Source organism: Flavobacterium oncorhynchi (genome assembly GCF_002217355.1).
Lineage (GTDB): Bacteria > Bacteroidota > Bacteroidia > Flavobacteriales > Flavobacteriaceae > Flavobacterium > Flavobacterium oncorhynchi.
Window position 1 is genome coordinate 141,661 of the sequence record NZ_MUHA01000007.1, and the last position, 22,326, is coordinate 163,986.

At 33.2% G+C, this 22,326-nt stretch carries 24 protein-coding genes; 20 read left to right on the forward strand and 4 right to left on the reverse strand.

Features of this window, described 5'->3' with window-relative positions:
- The first annotated feature begins 17 nt into the window (after positions 1-17).
- The 6 genes from B0A75_RS06070 to B0A75_RS06095 all read left to right on the forward strand — a co-directional run bounded on the left by B0A75_RS06070 (position 18) and on the right by B0A75_RS06095 (position 4,711).
- A complete protein-coding gene (locus B0A75_RS06070; protein ID WP_089053405.1) occupies positions 18-725 on the forward strand; it encodes an HAD family hydrolase in 708 nt (235 codons plus the stop codon).
- Entirely contained in the window at positions 725-1,357 is a 633-nt protein-coding gene (locus B0A75_RS06075) for a chloramphenicol acetyltransferase (RefSeq protein ID WP_089053406.1), read from the forward strand. The genes B0A75_RS06070 and B0A75_RS06075 overlap by 1 nt, the downstream gene beginning before the upstream one ends.
- Positions 1,358-1,571: 214 nt before the next feature.
- Positions 1,572-3,044 carry a hypothetical protein gene (locus tag B0A75_RS06080; protein WP_089053407.1) on the forward strand — a complete coding sequence of 491 codons (1,473 nt, stop codon included), beginning with the start codon at positions 1,572-1,574 and terminating at the stop codon, positions 3,042-3,044.
- 94 nt (positions 3,045-3,138) lie between these two features.
- Positions 3,139-3,657, forward strand: coding sequence for a ferritin (locus B0A75_RS06085; RefSeq protein WP_089053408.1), 519 nt, complete (start codon positions 3,139-3,141; stop codon positions 3,655-3,657).
- Positions 3,658-3,739: 82 nt separating this feature from the next.
- Positions 3,740-3,925, forward strand: coding sequence for a hypothetical protein (locus B0A75_RS06090; RefSeq protein ID WP_083692280.1), 186 nt, complete (start codon positions 3,740-3,742; stop codon positions 3,923-3,925).
- A gap of 93 nt (positions 3,926-4,018) precedes the next feature.
- A complete protein-coding gene (locus B0A75_RS06095; protein ID WP_089053409.1) occupies positions 4,019-4,711 on the forward strand; it encodes a DUF2461 domain-containing protein in 693 nt (230 codons plus the stop codon).
- A 70-nt stretch (positions 4,712-4,781) separates the two neighbouring features.
- Here the strand turns inward: B0A75_RS06095 and B0A75_RS06100 are convergent, their stop codons facing one another.
- Complete coding sequence (locus B0A75_RS06100) at positions 4,782-5,111, reverse strand: single-stranded DNA-binding protein (protein ID WP_089053410.1); 330 nt, start codon at positions 5,109-5,111, stop codon at positions 4,782-4,784.
- A gap of 174 nt (positions 5,112-5,285) precedes the next feature.
- Between B0A75_RS06100 and B0A75_RS06105 the strand changes: the two genes are divergently transcribed.
- From B0A75_RS06105 to B0A75_RS06160, 12 genes are all read left to right on the forward strand, one after another.
- Positions 5,286-6,812 (forward strand): bifunctional GNAT family N-acetyltransferase/carbon-nitrogen hydrolase family protein, encoded by a 1,527-nt coding sequence (locus tag B0A75_RS06105; protein ID WP_089053411.1) that lies wholly within the window; start codon positions 5,286-5,288, stop codon positions 6,810-6,812.
- On the forward strand, positions 6,812-7,159 hold the full coding sequence (locus B0A75_RS06110; protein ID WP_089053412.1) for a hypothetical protein: 348 nt from the start codon (positions 6,812-6,814) through the stop codon (positions 7,157-7,159). The genes B0A75_RS06105 and B0A75_RS06110 overlap by 1 nt, the downstream gene beginning before the upstream one ends.
- Before the next feature lie 13 nt (positions 7,160-7,172).
- A complete protein-coding gene (locus tag B0A75_RS06115) occupies positions 7,173-9,566 on the forward strand; it encodes a M28 family peptidase (RefSeq protein ID WP_089053413.1) in 2,394 nt (797 codons plus the stop codon).
- A 4-nt stretch (positions 9,567-9,570) separates the two neighbouring features.
- Positions 9,571-9,990, forward strand: a complete 420-nt coding sequence (locus tag B0A75_RS06120; RefSeq protein ID WP_089053414.1) for an SRPBCC family protein — start codon at positions 9,571-9,573, stop codon at positions 9,988-9,990.
- A 171-nt stretch (positions 9,991-10,161) separates the two neighbouring features.
- Positions 10,162-10,977 carry an SDR family oxidoreductase gene (locus B0A75_RS06125; protein ID WP_089053415.1) on the forward strand — a complete coding sequence of 272 codons (816 nt, stop codon included), beginning with the start codon at positions 10,162-10,164 and terminating at the stop codon, positions 10,975-10,977.
- Positions 10,978-11,152: 175 nt separating this feature from the next.
- Entirely contained in the window at positions 11,153-11,629 is a 477-nt protein-coding gene (locus B0A75_RS06130) for a methylated-DNA--[protein]-cysteine S-methyltransferase (protein ID WP_089053416.1), read from the forward strand.
- 90 nt (positions 11,630-11,719) lie between these two features.
- Entirely contained in the window at positions 11,720-12,433 is a 714-nt protein-coding gene (locus B0A75_RS06135) for a 3'-5' exonuclease (RefSeq protein ID WP_089053417.1), read from the forward strand.
- A gap of 52 nt (positions 12,434-12,485) precedes the next feature.
- Positions 12,486-13,559, forward strand: a complete 1,074-nt coding sequence (locus tag B0A75_RS06140; RefSeq protein WP_089053418.1) for a winged helix DNA-binding domain-containing protein — start codon at positions 12,486-12,488, stop codon at positions 13,557-13,559.
- 111 nt (positions 13,560-13,670) lie between these two features.
- A complete protein-coding gene (locus B0A75_RS06145) occupies positions 13,671-15,110 on the forward strand; it encodes a nucleoside recognition domain-containing protein (RefSeq protein ID WP_089053419.1) in 1,440 nt (479 codons plus the stop codon).
- A gap of 27 nt (positions 15,111-15,137) precedes the next feature.
- On the forward strand, positions 15,138-15,791 hold the full coding sequence (locus tag B0A75_RS06150; RefSeq protein WP_089053420.1) for a hypothetical protein: 654 nt from the start codon (positions 15,138-15,140) through the stop codon (positions 15,789-15,791).
- Positions 15,792-15,806: 15 nt separating this feature from the next.
- Positions 15,807-16,535: a hypothetical protein gene (locus B0A75_RS06155; RefSeq protein WP_089053421.1), complete on the forward strand. Its 729-nt coding sequence runs from the start codon at positions 15,807-15,809 to the stop codon at positions 16,533-16,535.
- A gap of 71 nt (positions 16,536-16,606) precedes the next feature.
- Positions 16,607-18,211 carry a fumarate hydratase gene (locus B0A75_RS06160; RefSeq protein ID WP_089053422.1) on the forward strand — a complete coding sequence of 535 codons (1,605 nt, stop codon included), beginning with the start codon at positions 16,607-16,609 and terminating at the stop codon, positions 18,209-18,211.
- A gap of 158 nt (positions 18,212-18,369) precedes the next feature.
- On the opposite strand, the gene B0A75_RS06165 is transcribed toward B0A75_RS06160, so the two are convergent.
- On the reverse strand, positions 18,370-18,870 hold the full coding sequence (locus B0A75_RS06165; protein ID WP_089053423.1) for a PAS domain-containing protein: 501 nt from the start codon (positions 18,868-18,870) through the stop codon (positions 18,370-18,372).
- Positions 18,871-18,970: 100 nt separating this feature from the next.
- A complete protein-coding gene (gene dinB, locus B0A75_RS06170) occupies positions 18,971-20,053 on the reverse strand; it encodes a DNA polymerase IV (protein ID WP_089053424.1) in 1,083 nt (360 codons plus the stop codon).
- A 140-nt stretch (positions 20,054-20,193) separates the two neighbouring features.
- Between dinB and B0A75_RS06175 the strand changes: the two genes are divergently transcribed.
- Together B0A75_RS06175 and B0A75_RS06180 are read left to right on the forward strand one after the other, a co-directional pair.
- A complete protein-coding gene (locus B0A75_RS06175; RefSeq protein WP_089053425.1) occupies positions 20,194-20,928 on the forward strand; it encodes a metallophosphoesterase family protein in 735 nt (244 codons plus the stop codon).
- Between the two features lie 46 nt (positions 20,929-20,974).
- Positions 20,975-21,496, forward strand: coding sequence for a DUF6646 family protein (locus B0A75_RS06180; RefSeq protein ID WP_089053426.1), 522 nt, complete (start codon positions 20,975-20,977; stop codon positions 21,494-21,496).
- Positions 21,497-21,656: 160 nt separating this feature from the next.
- On the opposite strand, the gene B0A75_RS06185 is transcribed toward B0A75_RS06180, so the two are convergent.
- Entirely contained in the window at positions 21,657-22,313 is a 657-nt protein-coding gene (locus B0A75_RS06185; protein WP_089053427.1) for a 3-oxoacid CoA-transferase subunit B, read from the reverse strand.
- Between the last annotated feature and the right edge of the window lie 13 nt (positions 22,314-22,326).

Consider the following 22,326-nt stretch of genomic DNA (forward strand, 5'->3'; position numbering starts at 1 on the left):
CCTAAAACAAAAACACTATGTTACATAAAAGCAAAATACCAAACTTAAAGGTAATCGCATTTGATGCCGATGATACTTTATTTGTAAACGAACCTTATTTTCAAGAAACAGAACATAAATTTTGTGCTTTGATGGAAGATTATCTTTCTCATCAAGGTATTTCGCAGGAGTTATTTAAAATTGAAATAGAGAACCTGCCTTTATACGGATACGGAATCAAAGGTTACATTCTTTCGATGATTGAAGCTGCGATGAACATTTCAAACAATACAATTCCAATTGAAGTTATTGAAAAGATCATTCAATATGGAAAAGAATTACTTGAAAAACCAATCGAACTTTTAGACGGAGTTGAAGAAACTTTGCAAGCGCTTCATGGAAAATATAAACTAGTTGTTGCTACAAAAGGCGATCTTAAAGATCAGCACAGCAAATTGCATCGTTCTGGTTTGGGTCATTATTTTCACCATATCGAAGTAATGTCAGACAAACAAAATATCGATTACCAAAAACTGCTTGGTCGTTTAGACATTAAATCACATGAATTTCTAATGATTGGAAACTCATTAAAATCAGATGTTCTGCCTGTTTTAGAAATTGGAGGATATGCCGTTCATATTCCCTTTCATACTACTTGGGAACATGAAAAAATTACTCATAAAATAGAACACGAACATTTTAGTTCATTCGAAAATATAACTGAAGTCCTTCAGAACTTACTATAATGAAAACACTTTTAGATCTAGAAAACTGGAATAGAAAAGAACATTTTGTACACTTTAAACAAATGGAAGAACCATTTTTTGGTGTAACTGTTGAAATTGATTGCACAAAAGCGTATCAAACAGCAAAAGAACTAAATGTTTCTTTTTTTATTTACTACTTACACAAGACATTAGCTGCTGTAAATTCAGTAGAAAATTTTAAATATAGAATTGCCGATGATAAAATTTACGTGAATGATCATATTGATGCATCGGCAACAATTGGAAGAGAAGACGGCACTTTCGGATTTTCATTAATTGAATACAATCCAGATTTTAATTTATTTACACAAAATGCTTTAGCCGAAATTGAACGCGTTCAAAATACAACTGGTCTTTTTACAAGATCTTTTGATGATGACAATTTGATCCATTTCTCGGCTATTCCGTGGATAAATTTCACTTCGATTTCACACGCCAGAAGTTACACGTTTCCAGACAGCTGCCCTAAAATTTCTTTTGGAAAAATGATAACTTCTGAAACTGGAAAACGAACAATCTCAATGTCGGTTCACGTTCATCATGCTTTAATGGATGGTTTACATGTAGGGCAATTTATAGATCGTTTTGAAGAGGAAATGAATAAACGATAGTTTTTCTTCAATCTTATTTTGTTCTGCTGCTTTTAAAACGAACAAACAAAATGCAATAAAAAAACTTCAAATAAATTTAAAAGCCCTAAAAGATGTTTTTAGGGCTTTTTTTATCTTCTTCCAAAGACAAAGTACAATTATGAAAGATCATTTTCGTTTCGGAATAGAAAATTTATTTCATTAAATTTGGAATGATTTTTGTCTCAAAATACTCATGAAAAAAATATTACTTTTCCTTGTTTTACTCCCTAACTCGATACTGTTAAGTCAAACAGTATTAAATAGTTTTCCGTTAAATTTAAGTAATCCTCTAGAAAATGGTCAGAGCTTAAATATAGAGGATGCAAAAACTAATGAAATATATGTATTTACCTCAGACAATAACAATATCAATATTTTAAAATACAATAAATCCCTATTTCTACGAGGTCAATATACTGATTCTATAAAAAGTGCAAAAAATGGAATTTTGCTGGGCAGCAGCTTAAGCGAAGACGGAAATCCATCGCTGTATTGGAGCTCTCCTGACTATAAAAACTTAAGAATTATTAAGTATTACTTTGATACAAAAGCTTCCAAAACTTTAAGTTTTGATTTTGGTTCTTACAATTCTTATGTTATAAGCCATTTTCAAAAAGACGATTCGTTTTATGTTCTAGCCAAGGAAATAAAAGAGCCGCATTTACTTCTTTTTATATTTAAAAATGGAAGATGCGAAATAAAAATGTTTGATTTTTCAGGGATTTTATTTCAAAATAAAAATGACCAGCGTTTTTCTTTCAGTACAATTCTCCAGTATTTTCCAATAGAAAAAATGGAATATGACAACTTTAATCCGCTGGACAAAAGTGTTAGCAAAAACAAAATGTATGTTTTAGACAATCACATTCTTTTAACTTTAGATTACAATACAAAAAAAACACAAGTTTTAGATCTTAATCTGGAAACTCAGGAAGTAACTGAGAAAAACTACGATCAGCCTATATCTAAAAAACCTTCTAAAACTTCAAATTCTTTTTACAACGACAATAAACTATTTCAAATCAGCACCAATAACGACGAGTTTTTATTTAATATAAAAGACTTGTCTACTGGCAAATCTGTTAAAACAGTTTCTATTTCGAAAAAAGACACCATAAATTTCAAGAACTCCCCGCTGTTTATTCAAAATAACGGATACAAACCGCAGAAAATTAATACTACAGCTAAATTTCTAAAACAATTATCTGCTTTAAATGCTGGAGTTACGGTTTTTAAAAACAAAGAAAATAGTTTTATCACCTTTGGCGGATTTCTTGAATATCAAGTCTCACCTAGACCAAGTTTTAACTACAGTCAAAACGATGCTTTCTTCGGATTTGAAGACTACAATACTTATCCTGCTTACACGCAAAGCCGAATGGTTTACTTTGATTCGATGCTGAATCCTAATTATGAGTTTATAAACAATCAACAAACTGAGCCTTTGGCTATTGATAATATATTTTATTTTTTAGGAAAAAGTAAAAACATTATCTTGGAAAACATCATTAAACTTAAAGACTATTCGCTTTTAGGTTATTACGATCTGGGAACAAAACAATATGTAATTCGTAAATTTACCGATGGATTTATGCGTGAAGATGCAGGAAATCCTATTAGCAATAAAGCTGTTTTTTCGAAAAATTTCCCTGTAAATAAGCCTTAATTTTAGTGTGAATTAATTCAAATGCGTCATGTTTTCTTGGTTTCGAAAAAATGGAATGAATTATTTTTTCTAACTTTACAAAAAAGACATCATTATGCTATCAAAAAATATTGAAACGGCTTTAAACAAGCAAATTCGCATAGAAGCAGAATCTTCGCAAACTTATCTTTCTATGGCTTGTTGGGCTGAAGTACACGGATTAGAGGGAATTGCCCAATTTATGTACACACAATCAGATGAAGAGCGTGCACATATGCTAAAATTAGTAAAATATGTAAACGAACGCGGAGGACACGCTCATATAACAGATCTAAAAGCGCCAAAAACAAGCTATTCTACTTTTAAAGAAATGTTTGAGGAGCTTTATAATCATGAACTTTTTGTTTCAAAATCGATCAACGAATTAGTACACATAACTTTTGAAGAAAAAGATTATGCAACACATAATTTCTTACAATGGTATGTTTCTGAACAAATCGAGGAAGAAGCGACTGCTAAATCAATTTTAGATAAAATAAACTTAATTGGAGACGATAAAGGCGGACTTTACTTGTTTGATCGTGATATTCAGCAATTAACAGTTACAAGCTCGATTGCAATCAATCCAAAATAAAAAAAGTTAAAGTTTATTTAGAATACTTAAAAATAACTTTTTTGATTTATATTTGCTACTGTTTTTATAATACAGAGGAAAATTGGGCAAGAAAGAAAAAGACAAGGACAAGAAAAAGGATAAAAAGAAAAAAAAGAATAAAGCTATCCTTGAAAACATTAAGAAGTTAGAAAACTGTAAATCTTCTTGTTGTGAGAAATACAAAAAAAGTGAAAAGAAACGTTGTTCACGTTGTCCTATGTTTGATTTATTCAAAAAAACAGCTTAACGATATATAGAAAACCCACCAATACATTTGGTGGGTTTTTAATTTTAAAGTAAATTCATCATCTGATTTTAAAAAACGCTTTCATAACTAAATATGGAAAATCACATAACTATACCCAAATCCAGCCTTGATTTTTTGTCTCTGCTTAAAGAAAACAACAACAAACCTTGGTTCGATACACATAAACAGGAATACTTAAAAGAATTAAATCATATTGAAACTTTTGCAGGCGCATTATTACAGGAACTTTCTAAAACTGATCTTATAGAAACAGCTTCTGGCAAAAAAAGTGTGTACAGGATTTATCGAGATATTCGTTTTTCTAAAGACAAAACTCCTTTTAAAACCTTTTGGGGCGGTAGTTTTACGCGAGCAACAAATGAAAGACGAGGCGGTTATTATTTTCATATCGAAAAAGGAAATACTTTTGTCGGCGGCGGCTTTTGGGGACCCAATGCAGCAGATTTAAAACGTATAAGAAGCGAATTTGGTCACGATTCAGAATCATTTAGAACAATCTTAAACTCAAAATCTTTTGTTTCAACCTTTGGAACTTTACAAGGCGAACAACTTAAAACAGCTCCAAAAGGTTTTGATACAACTCACGAAGCAATTGATTTACTGCGCTACAAACAGTTTCTAGTTCTTCGCCGCTTTACCGATGAAGAAGTGTTGAGTACTCAGTTTTTAGAACAGGCTTTAGAAACTTTCAAGAACATGAGGCCTTTTTTAGATTATATGAGCGAAGTATTAACAACAGATACAAATGGTGCTTCCATTCTATAGCTTTCATAAAAAAACCAAACAGGCTTTAAGACCTGTTTGGTTTAGCTTCAATAAATTGATTAAGCGATTATTAACTCAACAGCAAAATCTCGTTTACAACAACTTCTGTAACATATCTTTTCTCGCCGTTTTTATCATCATAACTTCTGTGGGTTAATTTACCCTCGACAGCAATCTCTTTTCCTTTTACAACAAACTTTTCAATTATTTCGGCAGTTTTTCCCCATGCTGTCACACGATGCCACTCTGTTTTTTCTACTTTATCACCTTTCTCATTTTTATAAATTTCATTTGTAGCGATTGTTAAATGTGCTACTTTTTTACCTGTTTCTAACGTTTTAATTTCTGGATCATTTCCTACGTTACCAATTAATTGTACTCTGTTTCTCATTGCATTCATGGCTTTTACTTTTTTAAATGTTCATATAAAGAATTCGTTGATCAAATTCAACAAGGCAAAGATGCGATCGACTGCAAAAAATATTCGGTTGTAAACTAATTACTTTCGGTTGTAAATATTTGTAAACGTTTGTAAGTGGAAATCTTTTTGTATATTTGAGATAAATCCTACGATATGCAAGCAGAAATCAAAAAAGTAGAACTACGAAATTTAGCTCTTGAAGATTACAAACAATTGAAAAACTCAATGGTTGAAGCGTATCCTGAAATGGCCAATTCGTATTGGAGATCTAGTGATATTAAAAAATTACTTTCGATATTTCCCGAAGGACAATTAGTCATTCTTGTCGATGGTGTAGTTGTTGGATCGGCATTATCGCTTATTGTTGATGAAAAACTAGTCGATAAAAGACACAACTACAAACAAATTATTGGCGATTATACATTCTCAACTCACAATCCTAATGGAGAAATTTTGTACGGAATTGATGTTTTTATTCATCCCAACTATCGAGGTCTCCGTCTGGGCCGACGTCTTTACGATGCGCGAAAGGAACTTTGCGAACAGCTTAATCTAAAAGCCATTGTTTTTGCCGGAAGAATTCCAAACTATAATCAATACGCTAAAAAATTATCTCCAAAGAACTATATCGAAAAGGTTAAAGATAAAGAACTTCATGATCCTGTACTTTCTTTTCAGCTCAGCAATGATTTTCATGTATTGAGAATTATTAAGAACTATTTAGAAGGTGATGAAGAATCAAAAGAATTTGCGGTTTTATTAGAATGGAACAATGTTTATTATGATGAAAGTCCTAAACTTATAAATCTAGAAAAGAGTGTTATCAGATTAGGATTAATTCAATGGCAAATGCGCCAATTAAACAATGTTGAAGCTCTTTTTGAACAGGCCGAATTTTTTATAGATGTTGTTTCGGGTTACGGAAGTGATTTTGCGCTGTTTCCAGAGCTTTTTATTGCTCCTTTAATGGCCGATTTCAATCATTTATCCGAAGCCGAAGCAATTAGAGAACTAGCGCGTCATTCAGATCCAATTCGAAAGCGTTTTCAAGAATTTGCCATTTCGTATAATATCAATATTATAACTGGAAGTATGCCTCACTTGGAAAATGGCAATTTATACAACGTTGGTTTTTTATGCAAAAGAGACGGAACTTCTGAAATGTATTCAAAAATTCATATCACTCCAAATGAAGTACAACATTGGGGAATGAAAGGCGGTTCTGAATTTAAAACCTATGATACAGATTGCGGTAAAATTGGTATTTTGATTTGTTATGATGTCGAATTCCCAGAACTTTCAAGATTATTGGCAGATGAAGGAATGAATATTTTATTTGTTCCCTTTTTAACCGATACTCAAAATGCGTACACGCGTGTAAAACACTGTTCGCAAGCTCGTGCTATCGAAAATGAATGTTATGTTGCTATTGCCGGCTGTGTTGGCAATCTTCCGAAGGTAAACAATATGGATATTCAATATGCACAGGCTTCTGTATTTACGCCTTCAGATTTTGCTTTTCCTAGTAATGGAATTAAAGCGGAAGCAACTCCAAATACTGAAATGACATTGATTGTAGATGTTGATTTAAATCTGCTCAAAGAACTTCATGAACACGGAAGCGTTCGGGTTTTAAAAGACAGAAGAACAGATTTGTATGAAACTAAAAAAATAAATTAATGAAAACGTGCCTCGAATGTTCAGAAAAACTTGTTGGCAGAGAAGACAAAAAATTCTGCTCAGACAGCTGCCGAAATGCCTACAACAATAAAATAAATAAAGACAGTAACAATTATATGCGTAATGTAAACAATAAATTACGAAAAAATTACCGTATTTTGTCTGAGTTAAATACTGATGGGAAATCAAAAGCAACAAAAGATAAAATGATTAATAAAGGCTTTGATTTTGATTTCTTTACCAATATCTTGCTGACCAAAACAGGAAATACCTACTATTTCCTATACGACCAAGGATATCGCTCTTTGGACAATGATTATTATATGCTTGTTAAAAAAGAAATTTAGTTTAATACTCATCATGAAAAAAAACCCAGCCTCAATTCTGGCAGTAGTCTGCATTTTAACCTTTTTAGGCATTATTTATGCCGCAATGATGCCGCAATGGCTGTCAAAAAATGATGAAGCACTCGCTGATTTTTCGACTGAAAGAGCCTTCAATCAAGTGCAGATTATCGCTCAGAAACCACATTATGTTGGGTCAACAAATCATGAATTAGTAGCAAACTATCTTAAGCTTGAACTTAATCGAATTGGTTTAGAAACTAGTGTTCAAGAAGGTTTTACACTAAACGACAAAGGTCTTTTAGTAAAATCAAAAAACATTTTAGCCCGTATTAAGGGTACTAATAATACTAAAGCACTTTTACTTTTATCGCATTACGACAGTGCTCCGCATTCTTTTTCAAAAGGCGCAAGTGATGATGCATCAGGTGTAGCCACGATTCTAGAAGGAATTCGTGCTTTTTTATACGCTAAACAGCCTCAAAAAAATGATATTATTATTCTTTTTTCAGATGCTGAAGAATTAGGTTTAAATGGCGCTGCCCTTTTTGTAAACAAACATCCTTGGGCAAAAGACGTTGGTTTGGTCTTAAACTTTGAAGCCAGAGGAACTTCCGGGCCAAGTTATATGTTAATGGAAACAAACAAAGGCAATCAAACGCTTGTTCAAGAATTTTCGAAGGCAAAAACAGCTTATCCCGTTTCTAACTCGTTAATGTACAGCATCTATAAAATGCTGCCAAATGATACTGATTTAACTGTTTTTAGAGAGCAGGGAAATATTCAAGGATTCAACTTTGCTTTTATCGACGGACATTACAATTATCATACGCAGCAAGACGATATTCACCATTTAAGCAAAACTACGCTGGCACATCAAGGATCTTATTTAATGCCTTTGCTGAAATATTTTGCGAATACAGACTTGAACAAAACTTCATCAACAGAAGATAATGTATATTTCAATATTCCATTTTCATTTATAAGCTATCCGTTTTCATGGGTTGCACCAATGACTCTTATTGCTTTTGGTTTATTGATTATTCTTATTTTTATTGGAAAAGCAAAACGTATAATTACTTTCAGAGAAATATTCAAAGGTTTTGTTCCGCTTTTAGGATCTATAATTACTGCTGGATTAGTTACTTTTTTAGGTTGGAAAATTATCTTAGAAATCTATCCGCAATATTCTGATTTACTAAACGGTTTTACCTATAATGGTCATGCTTATATTGGAGCATTTGTAACATTGAGTATCGCCATTTGTTTTGCCTTTTATCATCATTTTTCAGATGCAAAAGCAACTATGAATCATTTTACGGCTCCTTTGCTTCTTTGGATTATTATAAATGCCTTCTTAGCAAACAGTTTAACTGGCGCAGGTTTTTTAATTATTCCTGTTTATTTTGGAATAGTATTATTTGCAATCTATGTTTTTACTCAATATTCCGGTTTGGGTTTAAACTTGATTTTTAGCATTCCAGCATTAGCAATTGTAGCTCCGTTTATCGTAATGTTCCCAATTGGTTTGGGCTTAAAAATACTTTTTGGAAGCGCAATTTTAACCGTTTTGCTTTTCGGATTATTGCTTCCGGTTTTTAACTCTTTCATAAAAAAAGGAGTTTGGCTTATGGTTTTCTTTGCCTGCTCAATAGGATTTTTTGTTTATGCGGGTTATCACTCAGGGTATGAACCAGGAAAAGCAAAATCAAATAGTTTATTATACATCTACAATGCAAATTCAAACTCAGCAATTTGGGCTACTTACGATACAAATCTAGATGATTGGACAAAAGCTTATCTAGGAGAAAAAAATCAAAAAGCTCCAGGATTAAACAATCTGCCGCTAAGCAGTAAATACAGCTCAGGTTTTACATACAGTGCAATTGCTCCAGTTGTTGATGTGCCAAAACCAACTATTTCTTTTATTAAAGACAGCGTTGTGGGCAATAATCGCTATTTAAAAATTAAAATTACTCCTAATCGAAAAGTAAATCGATACGATATTTATGCTAACCCAAAAATGACATTTTACAACTTTAAGGCAAATGGCGTTTCGACTTCGGGCGAAAAAGGAAATCGTTTAGAGCGAGAAGGAATGCGCCTTTTATGTTATTATGTTGTAGGCAATGAACCTCTTGTTTTGGATTTCTATATTAACAAATCGGCTATTTTTGATATGGATTTAATAGAGAGTTCTTTTGATTTGTTATCCAATCCGTTGCTTAAAATCAAACCTAGAAGCGACTGGATGATGCCGACACCTTTTGTTTTAAATGATGCGGTTTTAATTCAACAAAAAATAAAACGATATACGCCGCCGGCACCAGTTTTACCCCCTGCTGCAACTGTAAAAGACTCTACAATTATTGCAAAAGACAGTTTAAAACCAGTTATTAAACAACAATAGTTTTATGGCAACAAACATTTCAACTACAATATTAAATGCATCTATTGAAGAAGTTTGGAATGCATTGACAAAACCAGATCTGGTAAAACAGTGGCAATATGGCAGCGAACTTATTACAGACTGGAAAACAGGTAATGAAATACGTTTTAGAAATGAATGGGAAGGTCAAGTCTTTGAGCAATGGGGCAGTATTTTAGAAATTGTTCCAAATCAAAAAATAAAATACTCTTTGTTTTTTCCACGTCCAGAATTAGAAGACAAACCAGAAAATTATTACATAATGAGTTATATTTTATTTGAAGAAAGCAACAAAGTAAAACTACAAATAATTCAAGAAGACAATCGTCCTGGAGCCGTTCAAGAAGAACCTCAAGGTGACGAAAATCCAATACTTCAAAGTTTAAAAACTTTGGTCGAAAATTAAATCTCAGGGCAGGCTTTTAAATTAAGTACTGCCCTTCCTTTTTTCAAAAATCTTCTTTACTCGATCTTTAGTTGTTCTTGCAAACATCCTGAAACAATCGCAAGACAAGCATAAAAAGTCTTTTATAAGTTTTAACTTTGAGCTTTTTCAACTTTGAATCTTTACACGAAAATGGCAAAAATAAGCATACTGGGCTGCGGGTGGCTGGGTTTACCTCTGGCTAAAAAACTAATTGAAACAGGAAATTCGGTAAAAGGATCAACAACTTCTGAACATAAACTTTCAATTTTAAAAAATGCAGGCATAAATCCTTTTTTAGTTTCGGTTGAGAGCGACGGAATTTCAGAAAGTATAGACGCTTTTTTAGACGGAAACGAAATTTTAATTATTGATATTCCGCCCAAATTAAGAGAAAACAAATCTGATTCTTCCGATAAATTTTTTGTCAAAAAAATAGAAAATCTAATTCCCTTTATAGAAAATGCAGCGATCAAAAAAGTGCTTTTTGTAAGCTCAACTTCTGTATATGGAGATGAAAACAATTTAATTACAGAAGAAACAAACCCAAATCCAGAAACCGAAAGCGGCCTTCAATTGCTTTTGGCAGAACAGATCCTTCAAAAAAATCAAAATTTCGAGACCACAATACTTCGTTTCGGTGGATTAATTGGGACAGACAGACAACCTGTAAAGTTCTTAGCTGGAAAAGAAAATCTTAAAAACCCAGATGCGCCGGTAAATCTTATTCATCAAAATGACTGTATTGGCATAATTGAAGCGATCATCACACAATCAAAATGGAATGAAGTTTTTAATGCCGCTGCACCTTTTCACCCTTCACGAAAAGAATATTACACTCAAAAAGCAAAAGAATTGAATTTAGCTTTGCCGATATTCAGTTCTGAAAAATCAGATATAAAAAAGACTATTTCAAGCGAAAAAATTCAAAACGAATTAAACTATCAATTTAAACTGGAGAATTATTAAAGACGACTAATGTCAGGCTGAGCGAAGTCGTAGTCCTTTTGTTTTTACAAGCCTTCGACTTCGCTCAGGGTGACAATAGTGTAAACTTTACTAACTTTAGTAAAACGAACAAAAACTTAAATTTCTTATATCACTTATATGGTTTAACTTTGTTTAACGTCTTTTGCAATAAATTATGGAAACAGTTTATATCAATTCACCATTAGGAATCACCAAAATTATTGGAGATGAAAATGGTATTTCAGTAATTTCAGTTTCAGATGTTGGCACAAATGAAGTTTCTGAAACAATTCCTGACGTTTTGCAAGAAGCCGTTTTGCAGCTTCAAGAATATTTTGAGGGCAAAAGAACCGATTTTGATTTGAAACTAAATCCAAAAGGCACCGAATTCCAGCAAAAAGTATGGAAATCATTACTTGAAATTCCGTATGGAAAAACGGTGAGTTATATGGATCAAACCAAAAAACTGGGCGATGTAAAAGCGATTCGAGCAGTGGCTTCGGCAAATGGAAAAAACCCGCTCTGGATTGTAGTTCCCTGTCATCGTGTTATTGGCACAAATGGTTCTTTAACGGGCTATGCCGGCGGATTATCTCGTAAAAAATGGCTTTTGGAACATGAAAGTCCGAGTACACAACAAAGTTTGTTTTAAAAAAATAGGTTAATTCTTATATAACGATTGATTTTTGTACTTTTATAAATTTAAGAAGTCTAAAAATCTAACATCTAAGATGTCTAAATAATGATTGAAAAAATAAACCTCAACAACATTCTCTTTCTAGATATAGAAACTGTTCCTGAAGAAGAAAATTTCAATTCGCTTGATGCAGAAATGCAGCTGCTTTGGGATCATAAAACACAATATCAGCGAAAAGACGATTTTACTGCAGAAGAATTTTACGATCGTGCTGGAATTTGGGCCGAGTTTGGAAAAATCGTCTGTATATCTGTCGGTTATTTTACTATTAAAAGCGACATTCGTAATTTTAGAGTGACTTCTTTTTTTGGAGAAGAGAAAAAGATCTTGAAAGACTTTAATAATTTATTGAACAATCATTTCAATCAGCCGCAGCATCTTTTGTGCGGACATAATGCAAAAGAATTTGATATTCCGTTTCTAGCCCGCCGAATGATTATCAACCAAATTGCAATTCCAGACAAACTAAATTTGTTTGGCAAAAAACCTTGGGAAATTGCGCATTTAGACACTTTAGAATTATGGAAATTTGGCGATTATAAGCATTTTACATCCTTAAAACTACTAACTAAAATTCTAGGCGTTCCATCGCCAAAAGGTGATATTGACGGCAGTCAAGTGGCTCATGTGTTTTATGTTGAAAAAGATATTGATCGAATTGTAACGTATTGCGAAAAAGATACGATTGCCGTTGCACAGATTTTTCTTCGTCTGCGTCGTGAAGATTTATTGATTGACGATGAAATTATTCACGTTTAATTTTAAGGCACAAAGGTGCAGAGGTGCAAAGTTTATTTTGATATTTTAAAAAATGATTCATTCAGAAATTTCACATCACCGTCTTGTTTCTCAAAAATTGCATAAAACAACTAAATGTTCTCCACAAGAAATTGTACACTATTTAGGTGCGATGCAAGCTCAAGATTATGCCATGGCAAAATGGGCTGTGGGATCTCGATGTGATGCATCTGAAAAGGAAATTGAAGAAACCGTAAATTCTGGCAAGATTATCAGAACCCATATTTTAAGACCAACTTGGCATTTTGTTTCAGCAGATGATATTTATTGGATGCTTGATCTTTCAGCACCGCAAGTAAAAAAATTCACTGCTTCAGCCGCAAAAAAATATGGTTTTGATTCCAAAAAACTAGATCAGATTAATACTTCGATCGAAAAACTATTGGCGGGAAACAATCATTTGACACGAGATGAAATAATGCAGGAACTAGATATTAAAAAAACTTCGAAAGAAGATTTTCTAAGTGCCGCAATTATGATGAATGCAGAACTCGATGGTTTGGTTTGTAACGGAAAAATGAATGGCAAACAAATTACGTATGCACTTCTTGAAGAACGTGTTGAACGACCAAATACTAAACTAACAAAAGAAGAGGGACTGGCAAAACTAGCAAAACGTTATTTCGAAAGTCATGGCCCGGCAACTTTACTAGATTTTTCGTGGTGGTCTGGTTTTTCGCCTACAGTCTGCAAATTGGCGATTCATTCAATCGCATCAGAATTGAATTCAGTTGAAATTGAAAATCAAACTTATTGGTTGGGTTCTGATCTTTCTAATGAGAATATCTTTCGCGAAAGCGTACATTTTCTTCCTGCTTTTGATGAAATTCTCATTTCGTATAAAACTCGCGAAGCTTCAATTTTAGTAGAGCATCAAACTAAAGCTTTTACCAATAACGGTATCTTTAAACCCATAATTATGGAAAACGGAAAGGTTATTGGAACATGGAAAAGAACGATCAAAAGAGATCACGCAAAAATTGAAACTCTGTTTTTTAATGAAATTAAAAACTCAAAAAAAGAAATACTCTTTGAAGCAATTAAGCCTTTTGAAAATTACCTCGAGACTAAAATTATCATTGAATAAATCATAATTTCACTAAATGATTATTAGTTGTGAGAGATACTTTTGTTTCGATTATAAAATCTTTGTGCATTTTATCCCTAAATAATTACATTTACAAAAAAAAGCAGCATTATGGTATTAAGTAGATTCTGGTTAGTCATTTTTATTTCTTCGATTGTCTTTATTGTAGTCAGTTTATTTACTGCCAATACTTATACTATTGATTCTGTCTTAAATGGAAAGAAAGATGATCCAATTTTAATTTCAGAAAAATACATTGAGCAGCTTCCTGCTTTTATCAAGGACAGTATTAAAAAAGCGCCAGATCAAACGATGATTATCAATCGTGATACGCTTAATGCTGACACAACTTATGTTTATAAAAACAAAACGGTAAAAATTTTCAGCGGTCTTCAAAAATCGGATGGTTTACTTCCAACTTGTAAAACGACTTTACTTGATTTAATTCTGCCTCTTATGGCATATCTAGCCTTTTTCTGCGGATTAATGGAACTTTTAATTGTTTCTGGAGCATCTGGAAGACTGGCTAAAGTATTAAGTCCTGTATTTGTAAAGGTATTTCCGAGTATTCCTAAAAACCATCCCTCAATATCTTATATGACTTTAAACTTTGCTGCTAATTTCTTAGGATTAGATTCGGCTGCAACTCCATTTGGACTTAAAGCTATGGAAAGTTTACAGGAAATAAACCCTGACAAAGACAAGGCGAGCGATGCACAAATTATGTTTATGTGTCTTCACGCTTCTGGGTTAACATTAATTGCGACTTCTATTATTGGATATCGTGCAGCAGCTAATGCAACTAATCCAACTGATGTTATGCTGCCTTGTATCATTACATCTTTCATTGGTACAATTGCAGCTTTTTTAATTGTGGGAATTAAACAAAAAATCAATTTTAAAAGCGCTTCTCTTCTTATCGTATTAATGGGATTAATTGCTGCTATCGTTGGTTTGCTGATGTATGTAAATCATTTAGATTTAATTGGAAAAAACTACTTTACTTCTAATCTTTCAGGTCTGATATTGATTGCAATTATTGCTTTTACTTTGATTTTTTCATTCATTCACGAGAAAAAATTTACGGATGCCAATACAACTGTTTTTGAAACATTTGTAGTTGGTGCAAACAATGGTGTAAAAACTGGTGTTACTATTTTTCCTTATGTACTGGGTATGTTAGTTGCTATTTCTTTATTCAGAAACAGTGGTTTATTTGAAATTATAAGTAATGGAATTGCCTTTGTATTCTCGAATATGGGCGTGAGTAAAGAAATCACAAATGCTCTGCCTGTAGCAATGCTTCGTCCATTTAGCTCAGCAGGATCTCGAGGATTTTTGATTGATTCTATGAATACTTTTGGAGCAGATTCATTGACGGCTAGATTAAGCAGTATTTTTCAATGCAGCGCCGAAAGTACTTTTTATGTAATTGCCGTTTACTTTGGGTCTGTCAATATCAAAAACACACGTTATGCTTTGGGAACAATGCTTTTGGTTGATTTGATTTGTGTGATTACAGCGATTTTTGTAGCTACATGGTTTTTTTAATTCTCCTTTAATCAAATTAATATAAGTATGTTTAAAAGATTCTTCAGCAAAAAAAAGGAAATTGAAACTATCGAAAAAAATAAGCCCGAAGAGGTTAAAACTATAGAAGAAATTAAAATTGAAGAGAATAAATTCGAACCCAATAAAATTGATTGGCTGATAAACGATTCTATACTGACTTTTATGCCACGTGAATTGTATATGCATTATTGGGATAATAATACTGAGAAAAATCTTCAAGATCCTTCTTGGCAAAATCAGGGTATCTTTTTTTGGGATAACAATGAACCTTTCGAAAAAAAATCTCTACCTGATTTTTTTGAGAATTTTGAAAAAAAACAATTTATCTTTAATACTGTTCCAGATTATATTTCGATGGTATCTGCAAAAGCAATTCCGTGGTTTGGGATGCCTGGTGGAGGTGATAAACTTTCTCTAAGATATGAAGATAATTCAATTACGTTGGAAGAAGCTCATAAACTGAACATTATAAATTATATTGAAATTATAGAATTAAATTATGAAAACCTAAGCGTTCTTAATGATCGCGACAATTATTATTTTCTAATTAATCCTAATGAAGTTAAATTCCAAAATCAACTTTTTTACCTCAACGGAGAAAGTATTTCGTTAGCCGAACTTTATCAAAAAAAGAAATTATTCGTTATAGCCCTAAAATAATATCGATTTAAAATAATGAAACCACAAGCTCTTTTATTTTTACTGCTTTTAATAAGCTGTCAAAAACCAAAACCTGAAACGCAACTCACAAGTACAACTGCAGAACCCAAGACAGAAACAACTGCTGCAAAAGAACATTTTCTAAAAACAGATACCATTTCAATTTCTGAAGGGGAAGAAAACTCAAAAACCAATTTTATTTTAGCTCATCTATTAAATCAAACGGCAGATAAAGACAGCATTGTAACTTCAAAATACCGTCTTGATTTCTATGTAAATAAAACTAAAGTCACCGATTCAAAAATTTCAATTAACGGCGTTGATAAAGGGTCTGAATGGGGAGCAACATATGGATTAAATTCTACGGCTTCCAAAAACTCTCCTTTTGTTCGAATTACTTTTGGGTATCCTGCCTGCGGTTACAGCCAAAATAATTATTTGTTTTATTTAAAAAACAGTGACTTACAACTGGTTCATGAATGGGATTCTATGCTCGATGGCGGTTGGGGAAGCTGGGTTGAATTTGACAATCCTAATGCGAAATCTAATCCTGAATCTTTTTATTGTAAAACCGTAACCTATTTCCCTGAAGACGATAATGACGATATGGGAACCGTTTCACATTATGACTCTATTGCTTTTCGCTTAACTGGCAATCATTGGAAAAAACAATTAGTTTCTGCCAAAGACAAGGTTTATTTCGAGAAAAAAGTATCGTTTGACGAATTTCACAAACGAGAATAAACACTCAAAAACAAGTCTTATTCAAATTCTTTCTTAGGTAAATAATTTCTAACTTTGTAAAAAACAAAGCAATGATTGATTTTATATACCAAGATCCTTATCCTATTTTAAAGGATGATACGCAATACCGCAAAATCACTTCTGATTTTGTAAAAGTGGAACAATTTGGAGAACGTGAAGTTCTTACTGTTGACCCAAAAGGTTTAGAGTTATTGGCTGAAGAAGCTTTAACTGATGTTTCGTTTATGCTTAGAACGACGCATTTAAAGAAATTAAGAAAAATCCTTGACGATCCTGAAGCTACAGATAATGATCGTTTTGTGGCTTACAATTTACTTCAAAATGCTTCTGTTGCTGCCGAAGGACAGTTGCCAAGCTGCCAAGATACCGGAACTGCTATTGTAATGGCAAAAAAAGGTGAAAGCATTTTTACTGGTGTTGATGATGCAGAATGGTTGAGTAAAGGAATTTTTAATACCTATCAAAAACGTAACTTACGTTATTCGCAGATCGTTCCAATTTCGATGTTTGAAGAAAAGAATTCAGGTTCAAATCTTCCGGCTCAAATTGATATTTATGCTAAAAAAGGAGCTTCTTACGAATTCTTATTTATGGCAAAAGGCGGAGGTTCTGCAAATAAAACGTATTTATACCAACAAACTAAATCTTTATTAAACGATAAATCTTTAGATGCTTTTATCCGCACTAAGATTAAAGATTTAGGAACTTCAGCTTGTCCGCCATACCATTTAGCTTTGGTTATTGGAGGAACTTCTGCTGAAGCGAATTTAAGCGCTGTTAAAAAGGCTTCTGCAGGCTATTATGACCATTTACCAACTTCAGGAAACATGGCTGGTCAGGCGTTTCGCGATCACGAATGGGAAGAACGTGTACAGCAAATTTGCCAAGAAAGTGCAATTGGCGCTCAATTTGGAGGAAAATATTTTACACATGATGTTCGTGTAATTCGTTTACCTCGTCACGCTGCTTCTTGCCCAGTTGGATTAGGAGTTTCTTGTTCTGCAGACAGAAATATCAAAGGAAAAATTACGAAAGACGGAATTTTTGTTGAGCAACTAGAAGTGAACCCAAAACAATTTTTACCAGAAACAGCTCCGCATTTAGAAGCTCCGGTTGAAATTGACTTAAATCAGCCAATGGCAGATATGCTGGCAAAACTATCTCAATATCCTATCAAAACACGTTTAAAGTTAAACGGAACTGTAATTGTAGCACGTGATATTGCACATGCTAAAATTAAAGAAATGCTTGAAGAAGGAAAACCAATGCCGGAATATTTTAAAAACCATCCAGTTTATTATGCTGGACCAGCGAAAACACCAGAAGGAATGCCTTCAGGAAGTTTTGGTCCAACTACGGCTGGTCGTATGGATGTTTATGTGGATGAATTTCAAAAACATGGCGGAAGCATGATTATGCTTGCAAAAGGAAACCGAACTAAACAAGTTACTGATGCTTGTCATAAATACGGTGGATTCTATTTAGGTTCGATTGGCGGACCAGCAGCTATTTTGGCTCAAGATAATATTCTAAAAGTAGAAGTTGTTGATTTTGAAGAATTAGGAATGGAAGCAGTTCGAAAAATCACCGTTAAAGATTTCCCAGCTTTTATTATCACTGATGATAAAGGAAATGACTTCTTTGAAAATTTATAATTTTTTTTAGATGCTAAGGAACTAAGGTTCTGAGCTGCTAAGATTTTAAATAAAAGAAACCGCCAATTGGCGGTTTCTTTTTTACTATAACTTAAAGGTGTGTAGCCTTTTATGATTTTCTTTTGTGACTCTGAGCCTTTACAACTTTGAACCTAAAACTAAGCACTTTTATCTTCTTTTTCGAAAGCTATAAAATGAGAAACTTTTCCTTTTAGATTATAAACAGGTATTGCATCAATGTTGCATTTGTAAACTTTTCCGTCTTTTTTATAGTTTTTAAGGGTTTTATTGAATGGAACTTGCTGTTGTATTGCTTCTCTTATTTCATTTAAAACCACTTTTGATGTAGCGGGTCCTTGAAACATTTTTGGTGTTTTTCCTAAAACTTCATCTTCTGTATATCCAGTCATTTTTTTAATTCCATTTGAAGCAAAAATAATTTTCAAATTCAAATCTGTAACCAAAACAACTTCCTTTGTAATACGCTCTTCGATATCAAAGTTTTCCTGATTCCAGACGAACTGACTGGAGATTTTATTCATTCTTTTTAAGTCTGCAAGAAATGCTTTGAGCTCTCTAAAATACTCACAATGAAAATCCCACGCCAAAATAGGAACTGAATTACGATCCGAAGTCTCCTCAGATAAGTTTGTTTTCATGCTCAGATATTTGATTTTATCTAAATTTCAACTCAAATATAAGAAGAAAATTCATCACAAATAAAGAAACAAAAACAATTTTAATCAATTATTAATCTTCTCAAAAAGAAAACTTTAACTGTACTACAACTGCTTTTTTTTCTTCCGTGTTTAAATTATTTAAAGAAATACCGAGCAGTCGAACGGAATCTTTCATTTTTTCCTGATATAGTAATTCTTCAACAATTTCGATAATTAAACTTTTATCCGAAATAAAATAAGGCATCGTTTTACTTCTTGTCTGCTGCGTAAAATCGCTGTATTTTATTTTAAGTGTAACTGTTTTTCCCGAAATATTATGTTTTTTTAATCGCCTTTCTAGTGAAGATGCAATTTTATCAAGCTGCTCCAACATAAAAATCTCAGACGATAAATTAACATCAAAGGTATGTTCTGCCGCCACCGACTTTGTAATACGATGTGCTTTTACTTCGCTGTTATGAATTCCTCTAACAACATTGTAATAAAATGCCCCAGACTTCCCAAAATGTTTCTCCAGAAACTCCAGCGATTTGCTTTTTAAATCTAATCCTGTAAAAATGCCCAAGTGGTACATTTTTTCTGTTGTAACTTTTCCTACACCATAAAACTTTCGAATAGGCAGATCTTCTAAAAAAGCCAAAATTTCATCTGGATTTACTGTTTTCTGTCCATTAGGTTTATTAATATCACTGGCAATTTTTGCTACAAATTTATTAACTGAAATTCCAGCCGAAGCGGTTAGACCAACTTCATTTAAAATCCTAAATCGGATTTCTTGTGCCAATAAGCTTGCGCTGGGATTTCCTTTTTTATTTTGTGTAACATCCAGATAAGCTTCATCCAGCGAAAGCGGTTCAACTAAATCCGTATATTCATGAAAGATCTTATGAATTTTACTAGAGATTTCTTTATATCGATCAAATCTTGGGCGGACAAAGATAATTTCTGGACAGTATTTTTTGGCTAAAACTCCGCTTATTGCACTCCTAACTCCATACTTTCGAGCTTCATAACTTGCTGCAGAAACCACCCCTCTATTCTCTGAACCTCCAACTGCAACAGGTTTTCCTCTCAGCATCGGATTATCCATCTGCTCAACAGAAGCATAAAAAGCATCCATATCAATATGAATAATTTTTCGATATGTTGGCAAGTCTGACATGATGCAAATTTAAACAGGAAACCTATAACTAGAGAGCTTCTGCTGTTATAAATAGTATCAATTTTTAAAGATTAACAACTAAATGATTCCAAACAAATCATTTTATTTATTTTTGTAGTTAATACCCGAAATTTTTAAAAATGCGAACATTTGTTATAGGCGACATACACGGCGGATTACTCGCACTTGAGCAAGTGATTAAAAAAGCTCAAGTTACTCCAAAAGATACTCTTATATTTTTAGGTGATTATGTTGATGGCTGGAGTCAGTCAGCAGAAGTGATCGATTATTTGATTAACTTAAAAAGCAAACAAAACTGCATCTGCATTAGAGGAAATCACGATCAATTGGCCTTAGAATGGCTTGAAAACAGACATGATGACCTTGATGAAGAAATGTGGTATAAACATGGCGGAAGAGCAACCGTTGAAGGCTACGCTAAAGTATCTGAAGAAAAAAAGAAAACACATATTGCTTTTTTAGAAACGCTTAAAGATTATTATTTAGATGATCAAAATCGTCTATTTGTACATGCCGGTTTTACTAATTTAAATGGTGTTGTTTGGGAATACTTTCCGAAACTGTTTTATTGGGATAGAACGCTATGGGAAACTGCGCTTTCATTAGATCCAAACTTAAAACCAGATGATTTGTACTATCCGAAACGTTTTACGGTTTATAAAGAAATCTATATTGGGCATACGCCTGTTACCCGAATTGGGCAGACTGTACCTGTACAAAGGGCTTGTGTTTGGAATGTTGACACTGGCGCTGCTTTTAAAGGCCCGTTGACAATTATGGATATTGATACTAAAGAGTTCTGGCAGAGTGATCCGTTGAACGAATTATATTCCGACGAAAAAGGTAGGAATTAGCGTCTAATAAATTAAATTTGCACTCAATAATTAATATTTAAGTTTTATGAAAAAGGTTATTACATTTTTGTTTTTAGTAACAGTTAGTTTTACTCAGGCGCAGCAGGCTTTTAAAGGAAAAGGTGATATAAAAGTAAACGTTGGTGCTAATATACAAGATGGAGGTTCTGGAATTCAAGGGTCTGTAGATTTTGGTTTAGGAGAAAATTTCTCTTTTGGATTTGTTGCCAATTATTTACTTGGTGTAGATGATTATACTTTTTATAATAATCAAATTTCAAATACTAAAACTCCTGATTTTGGAGATCGTTTTGATGCTAAAGCAAGAATTAATGCTAATTTAAGCAGTGTTATTGGTGTAGAACAATTAGATGTTTACCCGGGTTTAAGTTTAGGATTACATAATTTTGGAGGTCACATTGGCGGACGTTATTTCTTTACAGATGGTTTTGGAGTTTTTACTGAAATTGGATTTCCAATTGCAAAATACGGAAGTAATGATGGTGTTTTTGATCACTTAAATAACCAAACGACTTTTAGTTTAGGAGCTTCTTTTAATTTAGATTAAGCTTTTTACGCTCATTTAACCGCAAGGAACGCGAAAGTATTGTGAAATGTTTTAATCTCGAAAAGACGGAGAGTCGCAANNTTGCGACTCTCCGTCTTTTCTAGATTAGAAAAAGCCTTGCGAACTTAACGTAAATCTTAGCGTGCCTTGCGGTTAAAATCTAAATCGCCATTTCTGGAATTTCACCCTCAATAATCAAATCGGCTTCAGTTGAAGCGATGATATGCTCGACAGAAACGCCTGGCGCTCGTTCTAAGAGCTTAAAACCTTTTTCTGTCACTTCGAGAACCGCCAACTCGGTTACAACCTTTTTAACGCATCCTACGCCGGTTAATGGCAAAGTACATTTTTTTAAGATTTTAGATTCGCCCGCTTTATTCACATGCATCATAGCAACGATGATATTTTCGGCGGAAGCCACCAAATCCATTGCGCCTCCCATTCCTTTTACCATTTTACCTGGAATTTTCCAGTTGGCAATATCTCCGTTTTCTGAAACTTCCATTGCGCCTAGAATGGTTAAATCTACTTTTTGACTGCGTATCATTCCGAAGCTAAAAGCCGAATCGAAAAAACTCGCACCCGGAAGCGTTGTTATAGTTTGTTTTCCTGCATTGATAATATCTGCATCTTCTTCGCCGGCAAAAGGAAAAGGTCCCATACCAAGAACTCCGTTTTCGCTTTGAAATTCAACTGCAATATCTTCTCTGACATAATTTGCAACCAAGGTTGGAATCCCAATTCCTAGATTCACAAAATACCTGTCTTTTACTTCTTTCGCAATTCGTTTTGCGATATCTTCTTTACTAAGTCCCATAATAATGTGTCAA